Origin of the sequence: Paenibacillus sp., assembly GCF_048976745.1 — a bacterium.
Lineage (GTDB): Bacteria > Bacillota > Bacilli > Paenibacillales > Paenibacillaceae > Paenibacillus.
In genome coordinates this window covers 23479-40014 of the sequence record NZ_JBHGUU010000018.1, presented here as the reverse complement: position 1 = coordinate 40014, position 16536 = coordinate 23479, and the positions used below count along the sequence as shown (strand labels likewise).

Below are 16536 nucleotides of genomic sequence, written 5' to 3'. Positions count from 1 at the left end.
CGGTAAAGTCCGTCAAGACAACAATGGTTGTATTGCAAAGTAAACCCTATTCCATTTCAGCAACGATGACTTCGGCAGCAGCCTCATCAATAATCAGAATATCTTCCTGACCAAATCGCAACACGGAATGTATAGCAGCAGCTTTGCTTTTGCCACCTGCGATTCCAATCACGACATCGGTTCGTTCAATATCCTGAAGTCGCATACCCAGTGTAAGCATGGTATGTACCACCTTACCCTGATCATTAAAGTAATAACCGAAAGATTCAGACACGGCTCCTTGCTCCTGAAGCTCTTCAATAATCTCCGTCGCAAGTTTACGTCTTGTCGCCATCTCCACGGCATCACCAATGCCATGAATAACAATGCGCGATTGCCGAATCAGCTGCAGAATCTCCTGAACACTGGGGTCCTGGATTAATGATTCATAGGCATGATCACTTAGCAAATCCGGTACATGCAGGAGTTTGTATTGCGCTCCTACCCGTTTTGCCATTGTGGATGCAATCGTATTTGCCTGAATTTCAAGGCTTTCTCCAAGTCCACCACGTGCTGGTACGAACCAGACACCTTTAAGCGATGTTGGCGGAGTCAGTTGCTCTGCGACTTCGGCCGTTGTTGATCCGCCAGTTACGGCGACAACGTCGTTGTCACTCATGATATTGCCGAGAGCCTTCGCTCCGGCTCTGCCCAGTTCCCTTTTAGCAAACGGAGAAACGTCCGAATCACCAGGAACCACAACTACCTTTTGCAGACCGTAGGCTTGCTTGATGCGCTCTTCCAGCTCGGATAATCCAAACAACTCTTTGGCTACGGGCTCTAACTGCTGCAGCAAATCATACCCTGCCTCGCTGATCTTCATTCCTGCACTGTCAATTTCAATAAGTCCCTGAGCCTTTAACAGATCGGTCTCAGCCCTCAGAACCCGCTCGGTCATCTGCATGGAATTAGCTAACGTTCTCCGTCCGATCACATCCGATAACATGATCTGTTGCAGAATCGTATACCTCTTTTTCAAGATATCCATGAGATCAGGCAGAAGCTGCTTTTGTACTTCTAAAATCGTTCGCATGCTTTCCACTCCCGCAAGTTCTCGTTCCAAGCTCTCTTTCGTGGCCCTAAAACGTCCCGGGTTAACTTTTTAAGTCCCACGTCTATTCTACCTAAAACTGACGTGACATGCAAGTGTTTCAACGTGTTATTTCGACACGCATTCAGCGTTTGTACGCGCCTATTTTCACAATCCTGGACTTCCATGATCAAGGACTAGCTCACGCATACCATATATAGAAGAAACGAAAGAATTCAATCTACATATCGCTCAGAAACGCATTTCATACGGCATGTCCAAAACCTCTAATAGCATTTACTTAAATGCACTCTTTATCCACTCTTCTTCATCATGATCATTTTTAGGTTAATCCAAACCAATACACATAACGAACTGCTTGCAATTAAATATTTCATGAGCTATAATCATTATTGCTGTCACATAATGTGCGCCCGTGGTCCAATGGATATGACGTAGGCCTCCGAAGCCTGAGATCCAAGTTCGATTCTTGGCGGGCGCGCCATTTTATTTAACAGCTCATAACCCTTTTAACCAATGAAACCGGATAGGTTTCTTTTTTTTGAAAGTTAGTTTGACTTTCTTTGACTTTTTGTTTGGAATTGTTTATTATGTGGGTAATACGGTAACAGTTTAATTATAAACACCAATAAACATTTACATTCCAAGGAGGTTTTTCACGTGAGTTTTATTCCAATGGTCGTTGAACAGAGCAACCGGGGTGAGCGCGCCTATGATATCTACTCCAGATTGCTGAAGGATCGTATTATTTTCCTTGGTAGCGATGTTAATGACGTAGTGGCTAATGCCATTATGGCACAGATGTTGTTCCTGGCTGCGGAAGATCCGGAGAAAGACATTCACTTATACATCAACAGCCCAGGCGGATCCATTACAGCCGGTATGGCGATTTACGATACAATGCAATTCATCAAACCGGATGTATCTACCATCTGTGTAGGCATGGCCGCTTCCATGGGTGCATTCTTGTTGAATGCCGGTGCAAAAGGGAAACGTTTTGCGTTGCCTAACAGTGAGATCATGATTCACCAACCACTTGGTGGTGCTCAGGGTCAAGCTTCCGATATCGAAATTCGTGCTCGCCGCATCCTGAAAATGCGTGATACCTTGAACCGCATCATCTCTGAGCGTTCAGGTCAACCGCTGGAGCGGATTGAGAAAGATACAGATCGCGACTACTTCATGAGTGCTGCTGAAGCTGCCGATTACGGTATCATTGATAAAGTTATTGAAAACGTAGGTTCACAAGGTATCTAAGTGTGACGTAGACCACGCTCTACGCGTTGACATACGAACACCTAACGTAATCAGCAACACCTCATTGTGTTGTTTATACGAGAAGAAGCCCTCATCATGATTATGATGAGGGCTTCTTTTTCATTTTATAAGAAAAATTACTTAAGAGTGCATAATAGTGATTCGTGATTCGTTATTTGGTTCCAGTTACATCACTAAATGGTTCTGTGCCTTTAGGGAGAATCTCTTTATACGTAAATGGCATTTCCGGGAAGCCCTCTGCGTACGCCGTATACTCATACAGCTGGAAGAACACAACCACACCCGTTGGTGTCACATAGAAATCCTGATCTTTGTTTAGCCCTTTATATCCATCGAGGTATCCACCGCGGGCTTTCAGTTGCTCGCCCACTTTTTTACCCAACGTCTCACGCATGGTTTTATTATTTTGAAGCACATCATCTAACGTAAGCTCCTTGCCTGTATCCAATGCAAAGGTATGGCCCGTACGGGTTGTCATCCCATGTGCGCCAGCATAATCCTCATATCGTTGTGTAATGAGTCCCAGCACGCCTTTTTCGTTGTATGTCACTACATATGAGCTCTCAAATGCATATGGACGGTTGGCTGTTGCACCGCCGAATTCAGATGTCTGTTTTTTGAAAGCAGCAACCGCAGTATCCACTTCATCTTTCAGCACTTTGTTGATCGCCGCTTCTGCCTCTTTGCTAGCCAGACCGCTTACTTGCGGATATTTTACATCTACTTCAGCATTTTTCACAGTAACATTAACTGTTGCCGCTTTAATTTTCACGCTATTTTGTTTCACCTTGCTAAGTGTCAACGTTTTGGTTTTGCCATCCCAATTCCCTTGTACACCCAAATAATCTCTCATCGCAGAAAATGGGATATACAATCGACCCTGAATCAATTTTGCTTCGACCTGAGGGTAATAACCGTTAATATAAACGTTTGGCTGTCCATCCATCAGGCTAACGGTCATCGCATTGTTTGCTGCTGTTACCGTATATGATTTGGTTTTCGCATCATATTTCAGGGTTCCACCTGCCACATCTTTAACTGCCGTAAGAGAGACCCAAGTTGAGCCACCTTGAAGAAGTCCTTTTTGAGTCAGTGTTTTCCCACCCGATTTCAGCGTTACCTCCGCCGGGGTTGTCACTTTCGAGGATACAGAAGCCGCTTGTACTGAGCTATCCTGCCATACTGCACCGCTCCCCACAATAATTCCCGCTGCAAGCAACGCACTTGTCCATTTTTTCCATGATGTCATATATAAAACTCCTCTCTGAATTCACAATTAGGTATCATTGCGTATGTAACCCTGACCTGATCGCATATCTCATACGCTCACCTCTTTATTATAATTAACCCAATTTCGGAAAGGTTTACAGCTCGAGTTACAATGTTGATGAATATCAGGCAGAAAATATAACGGGATATGACCTTTTTGTCACGAACAACTATACAAAAAAGATACAATATACAGCATTATATTTAGCTTCAAAGGGGTATCCTCCTGTCCAACTTCATCAAAGTTTGCTTTTCCAACAAAAAAAGACTCTGTCCGCAGGACAAAGTCTTTGTCATCATTTCGTTGTACCCTCCAAGCGACCCTTAAAAAGGGTTACTTGAGCTTACAATCTGGTTCCATCTCGTTTATTTCATTTCATACGTGATATTCAGGATTGTGCTTACTTTAACTTGACCCGTTTCAATCTCAGTGCCACCTGCTGCATCTTGTGCTTTGGACATCAAAGACTCACTTGCATAGAACACAGGTACATTTGCATCGCCTTGGCTTACGGAAAGAACAGCACCCAGTTGACGTTTAACTGCTTTTGCGATGGCGCCAGCTTTTACATCTGCATTGGCAACAGCCTTCTCAATCACTTGAGATTCATAAGTTTCCGGATTTTCTACAGTAAAGCGCACGTTCTCAATATTGTTCGCACCCGCACCTGAAGCAGCATCAAGCAGTTCGCCGATCTTGTCCATCTGACGATACGTGACTGTCAGTGTATGATGCGCTGTGTATCCTTTAATTTGTTGTCCGTCTTTTTCGCTATACGTATAGTTGGGTTGTACAGAGAACTGACTGGTTTGAATGTCGTCTGCACTGATTTTCCACGTATTCTTCAGCAAGTTGGATACTTTTTGAACCTTGGCAGCATTCGCTTTTTGAGCAGATGCAGCTGTCTCTGCAGTACTGTTCACACCAATGGACAGATAAGCAATATCAGGCTTCACCTGAATCTCACCTTTACCCACGACATTAATCACATTCTGTTGTACGCCTTGAACCTCTGCAGCATAAGCATAGTTCCCTGGCGCAACCCAAGCGGTTCCTCCTACAAGCAACGTACTTGCCACCAGCACTGCACCAAACGGTTTCATCCATTGTTTACCCATCACGATAGCCTCCTTATGTGTTAACATCTCAAACTTTAATCGATTTGATACCTTAACAGACGGGACAAATTCCATAATGTTGCACTTGACGATAGCAAATACCTCAATAACGCAAAAAAGCCCCTTTCGGGACTTCTTCATTGGATTGAATCATATCTTATTGGTTTTCAAGCTCTTCCTTGCTTACCAGACTAACTAAAGCGTTTACAGCCTGTTCGGCATCCGCGCCTTCTGCACTAATCTGGATTTCCGTACCTGTGCTAATCGCAAGGCTCATGATCCCCATGATACTTTTTGCATTAACTTTCTTGTCGTCCTTCTCGACGAACACTTCAGACGAGTACTTATTCGCTTCTTGAACGAACAGTGCCGCAGGTCTGGCATGGAGACCCGTTTTCAAACGGACAACTACCGGGTGCTTTGTCATGGAAACTTACCCCCTATTATGAAATCTGGACATTAAATACACAATTATATTTATACAACATTATACCATTAACCCGTGCAGGACACTAGAAGAAAAAACTCAGGGTGCTTGGAAGGACATTATCTTGCCCTATTTCATCTTTTGCAGAGCGCATCCAATGAACTAAGTGAGTCTCCCAGGTCCTTAACGGCTGACTTTTCCGACTGTTTCTGTTCAGCAGAAACAGCCGATCTTGTTAATTTACCCTACTCCGTCTTAACCATAACGTTCTGTACGCACTTTCTCAGCCAATTCATCAATTTTGCGAAGCCGATGGTTCACTCCCGACTTGCTAACTGTACCTTTAAGGAGTTCGCCCACTTCCTTCAGATTGATATCCGGATGAGCCAGTCGAACCTCTGCCACTTCGCGGAGTTTCTCAGGCAGTGATTCCAGACCAACTTCCTTTTGCAACAAACGGATATTATCAATTTGTCTTACCGCGGCACCAATGGTTTTATTCAGGTTGGCAGTCTCACAATTGACAATCCGGTTAACGGAGTTACGCATGTCTCGCATAATCCGTACATCTTCGAACTTGAACAAGGCCTGATGAGCACCAATGATGCTGAGTAGCTCAATGATTTTCTCGCCTTCCTTAATGTATAGGATGAATCCTTTTTTCCGTTCTATACACCGGGCATTCAGATGAAATTCATTGGCCAGGTCAACCAGTGCCTGACAGTGCTCCTCATACATGGAGGCAATCTCCAGATGGTACGAAGAACCTTCCGGATTATTAACCGATCCACCGGCCAGAAACGCACCGCGAAGATAGGCCCGTTTACAACAGTTCTGTTGAAACAACTCCGGATTAATGCCTGGCGTAAACAGAAAACCTTCCGATACAATATGAAGACCATTGAGAATCTCCTGTACCATAGTTGGAATACGAACAATATACACATTGTTCTTTTTCAGCCGCATTTTTTTGCGGACCAATAATTCCGTATGCACTTGAAAATGCTTTTTAAGCAGAGAGTATGCCCGTCTAGCAATGGCGGCATTCTCCGTCGAAATATCCAAGATCACTTTTTTATTCGATAACTGCACTGCACCAAGCATACGGATGAGGGCTGAAAGTTCCGCCTTTTCGCAGCACGGTTCGCTCTCGATCATGGTTAACTCTTTTTTGGTCTGTGCTGCAAACGACATGGGACTTCACCTCTTCCGTAACATCCAATTTTGTACCAGTTGGTAGATGTGATGACTTAACTTGTCGGCATCATGACGCAGATAGGTCTTGAACAGAACAAGGGTATCTGCAACCACCTGATAACCGGCACTTTCGAGTACATTCATATCCAGTACAACTGGTTTTGCTCCTTTTTCCGCATACTTATTCTGCACTTGCAGCGGAATGTCACCATTATTGACGATAACATAGTCGAAGAGCTGATGACCTATATGCTCGTGTACCGCCTTAAGGTGGTCACTTACCGTATAGTTATCCGTTTCGCCCGGCTGTGTCATCACATTACAGATAAACATCTTCACTGCATCAGCCTCTACCACAGCTTCTGCAAGCTTAGGTACAAGCAGATTGGGAAGGATGCTTGTATAGAGGCTGCCTGGCCCGATCAGAATGGCGTCAGCTTGACGAATGGCCTCTACTGCCTCTGGCAACGGCTCCACGTGATCCGGTTCAAGGAAAACACGTTTGATGCGTCCGCCTGCCTCAGGAATCTTGGACTCACCTGTTATAATTGTCCCATCTTCCATCTCGGCATGCAACACAACGGCCTGGCCTGCGGCTGGCAATACCTCACCTCGAACGGCAAACACGCGGCTAAGCTCCCGCACTGCGGTCACAAAGTCGCCCGAAATATCCGTCATTGCAGCCAAAATCAAATTCCCCAAGCTGTGGCCTGCAAGCCCCGCGCCTGTATTGAAACGGTACTTCAACATATCTGAAAGCAATGGTTCTACATCAGCCAGTGCCGTAAGCACGTTGCGAATGTCGCCTGGAGGCGGCATTTGTAGCTCATTGCGCAGGATGCCTGAACTTCCACCGTCATCTGCAACCGTGACGATGGCCGTGATATCCAGCGGCTTCTCTTTCAAACCGCGCAACATCACGGATAATCCGGTTCCGCCGCCCATTACAACTATTCTCGGACGTTCTCTTCGTGGTCCGGCCTCTTTCATCCCTTCACCCTCTTCAATGACGGTCCCGGTCAGCGTCGCGATGGCTCACGGTGACAGCTTCTGTCTCGCTGCTTCCCAACATCTTGCCCAAATATTCCGATATTGCTACCGAACGATGCTTGCCTCCGGTACAGCCGATTCCAATAATAACCTGGCTTTTGCCTTCCTTCCGGTATTGCGGAATCAGGAAATGCAGCATATCCAGCAGCTTGGTCAGAAACGCCTGTGTCTCTGGCCACTTCATAACATATTCGTACACATCACTATTCTGTCCCGTATTCGGTCGCAAATGCTCAATATAATGCGGATTCGGTAAAAAACGTACATCAAACACCAGATCAGCATCAATCGGAATGCCATACTTAAATCCGAAAGACGTAATATTCACCGACAACATTTGGCTTTCCAGATGAGAAAAGCGGGATATGATGCGTTCTTTCAGTTGGGCAGGCTTCATTGTACTTGTATTCAGTACTTGAGTAGCGGAGTTTTTGAGTTCCTCCAACATCTTGCGTTCCAGTCGGATGCCGTCCAGCGGCATGCCCTCAGGAGCCAGCGGGTGTCTGCGCCTGCTTTCTTTGTACCGCTGAACAAGTACAGAATCTGTAGCATCCAGGAATAAAATTTCGCAATGAATGGTAAAATGATCTTTAATATAGTTCAAAGACTCGGACAGAGCCGTAAAGAATTCACGCCCGCGCAGATCGATAACCAATGCTACCTTACCAATCTTGCCGTTTGACTGTTCAATTAGTTCTGCAAATTTTGGAATCAATACCGGTGGCAGATTATCCACACAGAAGAAACCCAGATCCTCCAGGCTTTGTACTGCAATGGTTTTACCTGCCCCGGACATGCCCGTAATGATAATGAGCGTGGCGCCTGTGCCTGGTGAGCCTTCACCTTCAAGCATAAATGTCCCCTCCTTATCATATTGCTGTCTTCATATATTGTTACGAGGTTACTAGGAACGCAAGAGAAGACCTGCAGCACCCACAATACCTGCATTATTACCAAGTGTAGCTTCCAGAATCTGAACCCCTTCTTGCAGCGGTTCCGGTGTCAACTTAGCAAATACGGTACGTATTTCATCGAACAAGAAGTTACCCGCTTTGGATACGCCACCACCAATGATGAACATCTCCGGGTTAATGACAGCAGCTACAGTAGCCATGGACTTGCCCAGGTAGAAGGCCGCACGGTTTACAATGCGCTGTGCCACTTCATCGCCTGCCTTGGCAGCATCAAATACTTCTTTGGCTGCAATCTTGTCAACAAGTGCCAGCGACGTATGATCCCCGCGTTCTACCGCATCTTTCGCCATACGGATAATACCCGTTGCAGACGATACTGTTTCTACACATCCCATTTTACCACAGCCACACTTGATGGCCTCCAGATCAGGTACAACACTGATATGACCCAGCTCACCGGCCATACCAGAGAAGCCTTGATAGATGTTTCCATTCAAGATCAAGCCTCCGCCAACGCCTGTGCCGAGTGTATAACATACGCAATTGTCTACGCCTTTGCCGGCACCTGCCCATACTTCACCCAGTGCAGCCACGTTTGCATCGTTATCTATTTTGATTGGCTTGCCCAGACGTTCTTCCAGAATCGAACGAATGGCTACATTCCGAAATCCGATGTTAGGGGCATGAACGATAATTCCCTCGCGTACATTCGTGAAACCGGCCACTCCAGCACCTACACCCTCAAGCTGTTCCCAACTGTAAGGTGATTCGGCTACGATATGTCGGACATACTTCTCGATGTTGGCGATGACCGTGTCTACGCCCTTATCCACTTCAGTCGGTCCTTCATACGTATGCATTAGCTGACCTTGTTCATCGCATATACCGACTTTGATTGCTGTTCCGCCGAGATCGACCCCAACGTAGATTTTCTCAGACATGCTGCAAGCCACCTTTATCTATCTAAAATAGTTTAAGTCCTACGTACCAACTATAATTGAAGGATACGCCTGGGTCAAGACGATAAGACCTCGGATACACCATGCTCCGTTAGGGTTGTGAACCACATCACATAGCATTTTTGAATACGTATACAATCTTTTACCTTCATTTATAAACGCACGCTTCATTCCTTCCTCCATAACAGAGGAAGCCTCAACTCATGATATTGCATCATCACTCGTTCCATTCATAAAAGATGATCTTCGTCCCTTCATAAGGGTGACTCGTCTCACTCACACCGCCACCTGTCATTGTCGTACAGAAAGCTATCTAATGACGCTATCTAATGACGATATGGACAACAAAAAGCGCCTTCCATAGGTTGGAAGGCACCTTACTTTTCACAAATATCTGAAGTTGTTCAATTGGATTGAACTCAGTCATTCTTCAGCTAAACGTCACAACTTCGATTCCACACGTACCGGCTCTTCTGTCTTCTCCATCTTGTTCACATCCAGAATATCAAGCAGGAAGACAAAGATCGGAATACCAATGATCAGTCCCCAGATCCCCAGGAAGTGTTGCGACAGGATCAGTACGATAAAGGTGTAGAACATGGGCAATTTGGTCTTATGTGCCATCAGTTTTGGATTCAGGAAGTACGTCTCCAAGGCATGAATCACAATAATCATGATAATCACAATAATGCTTAATTTCAGTCCACCCATCTGATACCCAATCAGACAGAGCGGTACAAGTGAGATGATCACTCCCGCAACGGGAACCAGACTGAGCAGGAACACCAGAATGGTCAGCGCGAACAGATACGGGAAACCCAGAATCCATAAGCCCAGTATCGTCAGCACCGTATTGAACACCGCAATAAGAAGCTGTGCCTCAATGACTTTACCAAAAGAAGACACGAATTTGTCTCCCAGATAAGCTACTTCATTATAGAACCATCCAATTTTACTTGTTTTGAACTTGGATGTGAACTTAGATATCTCCTGCTTCTGCAACAAGAAGAACAGACTCAGAATGATAACGAGCAGAATAAACTCCAACCATTTGCTCAAAGCGAAAATATATTTCAATGCATCATTGGTGTAATTTTTAATATCGAAAGATTGAAGATAACCTGCAATTTTGGATGCAAAATTATCACCGTCTGCACTATCCAGAAATTTCATGATTTCGTTTGTCAACTGAACGACCTGATCCACGATCCGTGGTGAATATCTGGATATTCCAAGCACGATCACCGCAATAACGATCATATAGAGCAGGATGACCACAACTTTATAATTGATCGGGAACAATCGATTCAAACCACCTGTAATGAAATGCTGTAACCTGTTCATGACATACGTCACCAGGAACAACAGCAGAATCATGTGCAGCATACTCCCCATACTGAACAAAATTAAACAGAATAAGAGCAGGATCAAAAACCGTCTCACTGTCGCATTCTGTAACCAATCTTTTATCATTTCCCCCAAAATCTTCACCTCACAGCTAATATGCCCCATATGTATACGAACTCATGCCCACTGTAGTTTCAAAAAAAGAGAAGCCTTCCGGCTTCTCTCAATACATGAGACTTCCCGTTGTCTCTTATTCCTAACATATGCCTAACTACATGCGCGAAATGCTTATTTATCCAACGTTTCGCTCCAGTCATGCACAATGCTTCCTTCAAGGAACTTCTCACAATCCATCGCGGCCATACATCCAGATCCTGCAGCTGTAATGGCTTGACGATACTTCGTATCCTGCACATCACCACAGGCAAATACACCAGGTATATTGGTCTCCGTCGTTCCTGGTTTAACCACAACATAGCCATGTTCGTCCAGTGTGATCGCATTACCCAGAAATCCGGTATTTGGCGTGTGACCAATGGCAACGAATACACCATCTGCTTCAAGCAACTCTTCCTGCCCCGTCTCGTTGTTGCGCACCTTCAGTCCTTTGACACCCAAAGCTTCAGGTACGACCTCGAGAGGAGTACGGTTCAGCGCCCACTTCACCTTTTCATTGCTGCGAGCCCGATCCTGCATAATCTTGGATGCACGCAATTCATCGCGGCGGTGAACCAATGTCACGTCTGTTGCAAAACGAGTCAGGAAACTCGCTTCCTCCATCGCGGAGTCACCACCACCCACGACCACGATTTTTTTGCCTCGGAAGAAGAAACCGTCACATGTCGCACATGTACTTACACCACGTCCCACATTTTCCTGTTCACCCGGAATACCGAGATAACGAGCGGATGCACCTGTGGAGATAATGATCGATTCAGCTTCCAGCTCACCGATTCCTCCAACTTTGACCTTGAAGGGCGGTTTGCTGAAATCCACTTCTTCCACCCAGCCATTTTTGAATTCGGCTCCAAAACGTTCCGCTTGCTTACGCATGTTGTCCATCAATTCCGGACCCATGATACCTTGCGGGAAACCGGGGAAATTCTCAACTTCCGTTGTCGTCGTCAATTGACCACCCGGCTGAAGACCTTCGATAACCAGTGGTTTCAGATTAGCACGAGCCAGATATATCGCTGCTGTCAGACCCGCAGGTCCCGTTCCGATCACAATCGTTCTGTATTTAGACATATAGATACAGCCTCCTTAATTAAGGTGAGAAAGTGTTGTACTAGCGATGAACTTGCCAAGATGATATCCTACAGGCGTTTACGAGGCCCATTCGTTAAGTTTACCCGTTTTCCCGGTTATTGTATCCTTCACCTCATGATGTCTTTCTGAAAACAAGGGAGGGCCAATTTTTTATACAAGTGGCGGATTGCTGTTACACACCGAATGAATCTGTTTAGCATACTTGCTAACCGTTGATGCCGATATCCCATACCGCTCAGCAATGCTTTGATAGGTAACGGGCCGACTGTGATTCTTCGCTGCCAAATATTCAAGTCCTGCAGCCCAACCCTCAATCTGTTTCGTACCTGGAACCTCCGGATGTACCCGGGATACATAATCCGTCCAGAGCCGTTCCATCTCTTGCTGTAACTCAGCCTTCGCTTCAGACATCTGTAACGCACGATCAACAACAGCCTGCCAATGGGAGGTTGACCCAGTGTCCGATTGCTCTGATATGGATTGAACTTTCCCAATGGAATTCAAGGCTACAGGAGAAAAGGGACGAACCACCTGAGTATTCTGTTCACCGTGTTCAGCCGATTTTAATCCGTCCAGCACAACTTGTGCAGCATCAAGCAGATCCTGATCTTCCCCCGGCTCTTCAATAAAGGATTGCAGAGCCTGCTGCACCTCATAATCTCCAATCATTCCAAGCGCATGAATAACTTGCAGCTTCGTTGCCCGATCACCATGCCGCAAAGCCCAGAAGAACGATGAACGAATCAGTGGATCATTTTTCATTTCTTCAGGTATGCCGTTACCATAGTTCTCCCACTGTCTGAACTGCTCGTCGAATGGCAGATGATAGTGATAACTTAGCTTCTCCGGCTCTTGTTCGCCTTGTTTTACAGCCTCAAGACCTGACAGATAGTACCGGGATACTTCCGAACCCGGATCAAGCTTGGACACATGATGCCACAGACGTTCAGCAGCATCATAACGTTCTGTATTATAAGCCGCCACTGCTGCATAATGAGCAAGTGCCGGATCAGCAGCTGTCTCTTCGTCCTTGAGCAAACGCCGGAAGTGAATATAAGCCGTATCATGCTGGCCCAGAATTCCCATCGTTGTCGCCAGTTTGTAGACTTGTTCGTGCTGGAACGGCACGATGACCCGCAATTTTTTGATCAGAAGCAGCACTTGATCAGCCCGGTTCTCATTTTGATGGAAAATGGCCAGATTACAGAGTGCATGCAGATTACCTGGTTCCTGCTCAAGCACTTCGGCAATGGTCTCTTTTGCTTTGGCAAACAGACCCATATAATAGTAGGCGAGTGCCAGATTGTTACGGGCAGCCAAGTAATCAGGATAATCAGAAGACATGCCTTCGAGCAATTCAGCAGCCTGTGCAAATTTCCCTTCTTCCAGCAGTTCCCGTGCCTGATCGTGCTCCACTACACCTTTGCGTGATTTGATTCGATTCAGTTTGGTCGGACGATCCAGCTCATAATACAGAAGCTCCATCATCTCTTCGGCTTCCGTCATGAACTGACCCTGGGTGTCCTCCTCCAGATAGGTAACAAGTGCTTGCTCGGCTTCCTTAAACCGATCCATATTTGCATAATTGTTCGCCATATAGAAATAACATTCCGTCATCGACGGATCTACCACTTCCAGCACGTTAGCCAGAATGGCGTTGGAGGCTTCGTAATCCCCCTTCTCCGATAATATACCCGCCATATTACAATGATTTACCGGATTTTCCGGTTCGTATTCAACAGCTTTGCGAAAATATTTTAATGCCTTGTCAACATGATTACGGTCCAGCGAGCGGACAGCTCTTTCAAAAAAGAAAGAAGCATCCAAGTGAATCGGTATAATATTGGCAAGGTGTCCCTCAGCCCGCACTAGCTTGCCCTTCATCTTCCAAGGCACCTCCTCTTTGCATTTCATTCATACTCTTCAGTATACCACATCTTAAGGCCCACTTCTCAATATGTAGTTTCATGTCGTTTATGAAAAAAATGCAAAAGAAGATGATATTCCATTTTGCGGAAACCTATCATCTTTGGGCGTTGTTTATTCTATGGAAACCTGTCTTTATCTAGAGACTCCTACACACGCTTTCCGCAGGATCTCTTTGCAGTATTGCATTAGTCCATTCTTGTCGTTTACGGGACCGTCTTAACTGAATTGGGGTAGGTTATGATAAGATGAATGTATATTATGGAATTATTACCCTTATTATCCTAGGCACATCATTATTGTTTTAAGGAGATGTATATTGATGATCTCAAAAATAAAACCACTTGTATTCATCTTAATATGCTTGTTTGCTCTTATTGGATGTTCCAAAGATATAGAAAACAAAGAAAATAACTTCACATTAGATGAAGTGCTGAAAGTGCTCGAGTCTCAGGAACTGAATTTAGTGTCCTTTGGGATAACCGGATATCCTTTGAAATTAAATGATGTTGTACCTGAAGTGTACTCAATTGAGGCGCCAGGGAAAGAAGATCCGTATAACCCTGAATTTATACATTTTTATATTTTCAATTCTGAAAAGGATCGCATGATTGGGACAAAAGAATTCAATAAGCACATAGAACGTGCTCAATTCACAACGTTCCCTTTTCTATATGAGAAAGGTAATGTTCTTATCGTTTACTGGAGCAAAACCAAAGATAATCCTCTGTTCACTAAACCGATCGAAACTGCGCTAAGGCAGCTGGAATAAAAGAAGACCGAGCCCAAGGGTTCGGTCTTTTAGCAGTTATGGTTTAAAGGGATTGAATGGATTTAGATCTTCAGCGCCATCGAAGGCGAAAGTGTAATATGAATCGTTTTATCAAACGGTGTCATGAAATTGACCAGCACAACCTTGCACTTGTCCGGCAGTTTTGCCTCACGAACCGTTGCCGCCAGATGCCCGAGTTCGCCCCCGGTGATCTCCAGCCAGTCTTCTCCGCAGGTATAACGTAAGTTACCGCTTTTCCACAAAAAGTGACCCTCACTCGTTTCAATCGCATCCTCACAGGTAAGCTCACCTTCACTTCCAAACACAAAGGACAATTGCATCATCGTATCTTCTGGTTCATTCCCCGTGAGATGCATTGTCCAGCCATTTTCCGTATGCAGAACTTCTGCCCCTACACGGAATGTCTGCTCATGAGTAAGTTGACGACTCTGATGCGGTAACAAGTACCACGGACTTATCGCTGATGCAGCAGATTCCGGCAGGAGTTCCGTAGGAATCGGGCCGTAGTACCCTTTCTTCTGTTCACCTGTCAGGTGATATCCCTCGTGCAGCTTGGTCATGTTTTGCATGGGTACATATCCTGGATTAAAATAAGAAGCCAGTTGCACAGCAAGCAGACGTACCTTGCCATGTCGGAGTGCAAAGAAAGGCGGCACTTCTGTCATCACCGTCACGCTAGTAGCGCCATCTCGAATTCGGGCTACAGGAGCACCAAAGTCCGTATGCATCCGACTGTGAGAGATTCGTCCATGATGTCCTGCCGACTCCATCTGTCCCACATATTGCTCACGTACAAAGTGTTCATTCAGCATCAACTCATAATTTTCCGGGAGCGAGTCCTTCGTACCACTGGTTTGTTGAAGATCAGGTTCCAGCAACAGTCTAACGAGAGCGTTGACCGAGCATACACCCGGGTCCGTTAATGTACTATCTGCCCATGCTGCCATGCCCGCAAAAATGGAGTCACCATCGATCTTCGCCAAGATCGCATAGGGTAGATAATAAGATGACAAGTCATGGATACTCCCCAGATCCTGCCGACCAGAATAATCCGTAACAATTTCACCCGTAGGATGCACCAGATACACCATCATACGTAGATTTAGACGCACCGGCTCCAGCAACTCTGGACGCTTGAGCAGACGTGCCGCATGAATGAGCATAATGTCGCTTACCGCATTATAGATTCCGTTGCTTCGTTCGGTCCACTCCCCATCGGGTGTAATATCCATGCCTTCCGCCAGCCATTGCTCTGCGCGCTGCACAGCTTCCTCCACACCAAAAATGTCATGCAAGAAACCGAGCGCCGCGCATAGCACCCAGCGATGGTTAGGCGTGTGACAGCCTCCTGTAAGCATGGTTGGAATTGTCCGTTCCAGAAATAGCTTCATATTGTTCAATACAGGTTGCAGCGGCTCCCATTGCTGCTGAAGAAGAAGCTGATACAACTGTGAGTACCCCACAACAACAAATGCGGTATCGGGAGGGGAATGGTAATTGGTCCAGCCTGGCGATATTGAACCATCTTCATGCTGGAAGCGAAGTACATATTCCGTAGCTAACAGCAGTCGATTTAACAACGCCTCATCCCGGTAATAGATGGAGTCCGGATTGGAGATCGCAGCCCCCCAGTAACACATATCCGTGGGCGTTCCAGTCGTGTGGTTGACCCAGGCAACACCTGTGTAGGGATCGATGGTCCCTCCATAATAACGGCTTTCCGGGTCAAGCATCTGCCGGGATATGCCTCTTTCTACCGCTCTGTCATTACTGTCCACCAGTTGTTTGTACATGTGCAGTCCCTCCATACCAATGCATTCTCCCGATGTGCGGAGTATGTTGCTTCAGCGCCTTCAATTCAGAACGGAAGCTTACTCATACCGCCCGTAGGTGAGTTC

Annotated in this window: 14 protein-coding genes and 1 tRNA gene; 3 read left to right on the top strand and 12 right to left on the bottom strand. The window is 45.8% G+C overall.

Annotated features, from left to right (window positions below):
* Positions 1-46: 46 nt before the first annotated feature.
* A complete protein-coding gene (locus tag ACE3K2_RS22625) occupies positions 47-1072 on the bottom strand; it encodes a sugar-binding transcriptional regulator (RefSeq protein ID WP_421895311.1) in 1026 nt (341 codons plus the stop codon).
* A 427-nt stretch (positions 1073-1499) separates the two neighbouring features.
* Between ACE3K2_RS22625 and ACE3K2_RS22620 the strand changes: the two genes are divergently transcribed.
* Positions 1500-1574 (top strand) — tRNA-Arg (locus tag ACE3K2_RS22620).
* A gap of 176 nt (positions 1575-1750) precedes the next feature.
* On the top strand, positions 1751-2347 hold the full coding sequence (gene clpP, locus ACE3K2_RS22615) for an ATP-dependent Clp endopeptidase proteolytic subunit ClpP (protein WP_017691245.1): 597 nt from the start codon (positions 1751-1753) through the stop codon (positions 2345-2347).
* A 172-nt stretch (positions 2348-2519) separates the two neighbouring features.
* Here clpP and ACE3K2_RS22610 read toward each other — a convergent pair whose 3' ends face one another.
* From ACE3K2_RS22610 to ACE3K2_RS22565, 10 genes are all read right to left on the bottom strand, one after another.
* Positions 2520-3617 carry a stalk domain-containing protein gene (locus ACE3K2_RS22610; protein WP_421895308.1) on the bottom strand — a complete coding sequence of 366 codons (1098 nt, stop codon included), beginning with the start codon at positions 3615-3617 and terminating at the stop codon, positions 2520-2522.
* Positions 3618-4003: 386 nt separating this feature from the next.
* A complete protein-coding gene (locus ACE3K2_RS22605; protein ID WP_421895304.1) occupies positions 4004-4756 on the bottom strand; it encodes an SIMPL domain-containing protein in 753 nt (250 codons plus the stop codon).
* Between the two features lie 157 nt (positions 4757-4913).
* Positions 4914-5183 (bottom strand): HPr family phosphocarrier protein, encoded by a 270-nt coding sequence (locus tag ACE3K2_RS22600; RefSeq protein WP_017691248.1) that lies wholly within the window; start codon positions 5181-5183, stop codon positions 4914-4916.
* Between the two features lie 255 nt (positions 5184-5438).
* On the bottom strand, positions 5439-6377 hold the full coding sequence (gene whiA, locus ACE3K2_RS22595) for a DNA-binding protein WhiA (protein WP_421895300.1): 939 nt from the start codon (positions 6375-6377) through the stop codon (positions 5439-5441).
* Between the two features lie 6 nt (positions 6378-6383).
* The gene (locus ACE3K2_RS22590; protein ID WP_017691250.1) at positions 6384-7370 is read right to left on the bottom strand and encodes a gluconeogenesis factor YvcK family protein; all 987 of its coding nucleotides are present in this window, start codon (positions 7368-7370) and stop codon (positions 6384-6386) included.
* A 13-nt stretch (positions 7371-7383) separates the two neighbouring features.
* The gene (gene rapZ, locus ACE3K2_RS22585) at positions 7384-8283 is read right to left on the bottom strand and encodes an RNase adapter RapZ (protein ID WP_047841457.1); all 900 of its coding nucleotides are present in this window, start codon (positions 8281-8283) and stop codon (positions 7384-7386) included.
* Between the two features lie 51 nt (positions 8284-8334).
* Entirely contained in the window at positions 8335-9285 is a 951-nt protein-coding gene (locus ACE3K2_RS22580; protein ID WP_062837749.1) for an ROK family glucokinase, read from the bottom strand.
* A 459-nt stretch (positions 9286-9744) separates the two neighbouring features.
* Entirely contained in the window at positions 9745-10776 is a 1032-nt protein-coding gene (locus tag ACE3K2_RS22575; RefSeq protein ID WP_421895556.1) for an AI-2E family transporter, read from the bottom strand.
* 162 nt (positions 10777-10938) lie between these two features.
* Positions 10939-11898 carry a thioredoxin-disulfide reductase gene (gene trxB, locus ACE3K2_RS22570; protein WP_091012024.1) on the bottom strand — a complete coding sequence of 320 codons (960 nt, stop codon included), beginning with the start codon at positions 11896-11898 and terminating at the stop codon, positions 10939-10941.
* Positions 11899-12069: 171 nt separating this feature from the next.
* Positions 12070-13803 carry a tetratricopeptide repeat protein gene (locus ACE3K2_RS22565; RefSeq protein ID WP_421895293.1) on the bottom strand — a complete coding sequence of 578 codons (1734 nt, stop codon included), beginning with the start codon at positions 13801-13803 and terminating at the stop codon, positions 12070-12072.
* 364 nt (positions 13804-14167) lie between these two features.
* Between ACE3K2_RS22565 and ACE3K2_RS22560 the strand changes: the two genes are divergently transcribed.
* Complete coding sequence (locus ACE3K2_RS22560; protein ID WP_421895290.1) at positions 14168-14617, top strand: hypothetical protein; 450 nt, start codon at positions 14168-14170, stop codon at positions 14615-14617.
* A 62-nt stretch (positions 14618-14679) separates the two neighbouring features.
* On the opposite strand, the gene ACE3K2_RS22555 is transcribed toward ACE3K2_RS22560, so the two are convergent.
* The gene (locus ACE3K2_RS22555; protein ID WP_421895287.1) at positions 14680-16431 is read right to left on the bottom strand and encodes a hypothetical protein; all 1752 of its coding nucleotides are present in this window, start codon (positions 16429-16431) and stop codon (positions 14680-14682) included.
* Positions 16432-16536 lie beyond the last annotated feature (105 nt).

Bases quoted from the DNA above. Each gene is read 5' to 3' on its own strand.
- ACE3K2_RS22625 (WP_421895311.1), bottom strand. From the start codon at position 1,072: ATGCGAACGATTTTAGAAGTACAAAAGCAGCTTCTGCCTGATCTCATG.
- ACE3K2_RS22610 (WP_421895308.1), bottom strand. From the start codon at position 3,617: ATGACATCATGGAAAAAATGGACAAGTGCGTTGCTTGCAGCGGGAATT.
- ACE3K2_RS22605 (WP_421895304.1), bottom strand. From the start codon at position 4,756: ATGGGTAAACAATGGATGAAACCGTTTGGTGCAGTGCTGGTGGCAAGT.
- ACE3K2_RS22600 (WP_017691248.1), bottom strand. From the start codon at position 5,183: ATGACAAAGCACCCGGTAGTTGTCCGTTTGAAAACGGGTCTCCATGCC.
- whiA (WP_421895300.1), bottom strand. From the start codon at position 6,377: ATGTCGTTTGCAGCACAGACCAAAAAAGAGTTAACCATGATCGAGAGC.
- ACE3K2_RS22590 (WP_017691250.1), bottom strand. From the start codon at position 7,370: ATGAAAGAGGCCGGACCACGAAGAGAACGTCCGAGAATAGTTGTAATG.
- rapZ (WP_047841457.1), bottom strand. From the start codon at position 8,283: ATGCTTGAAGGTGAAGGCTCACCAGGCACAGGCGCCACGCTCATTATC.
- ACE3K2_RS22580 (WP_062837749.1), bottom strand. From the start codon at position 9,285: ATGTCTGAGAAAATCTACGTTGGGGTCGATCTCGGCGGAACAGCAATC.
- ACE3K2_RS22575 (WP_421895556.1), bottom strand. From the start codon at position 10,776: ATGATAAAAGATTGGTTACAGAATGCGACAGTGAGACGGTTTTTGATC.
- trxB (WP_091012024.1), bottom strand. From the start codon at position 11,898: ATGTCTAAATACAGAACGATTGTGATCGGAACGGGACCTGCGGGTCTG.
- ACE3K2_RS22565 (WP_421895293.1), bottom strand. From the start codon at position 13,803: ATGAAGGGCAAGCTAGTGCGGGCTGAGGGACACCTTGCCAATATTATA.
- ACE3K2_RS22560 (WP_421895290.1), top strand. From the start codon at position 14,168: ATGATCTCAAAAATAAAACCACTTGTATTCATCTTAATATGCTTGTTT.
- ACE3K2_RS22555 (WP_421895287.1), bottom strand. From the start codon at position 16,431: ATGTACAAACAACTGGTGGACAGTAATGACAGAGCGGTAGAAAGAGGC.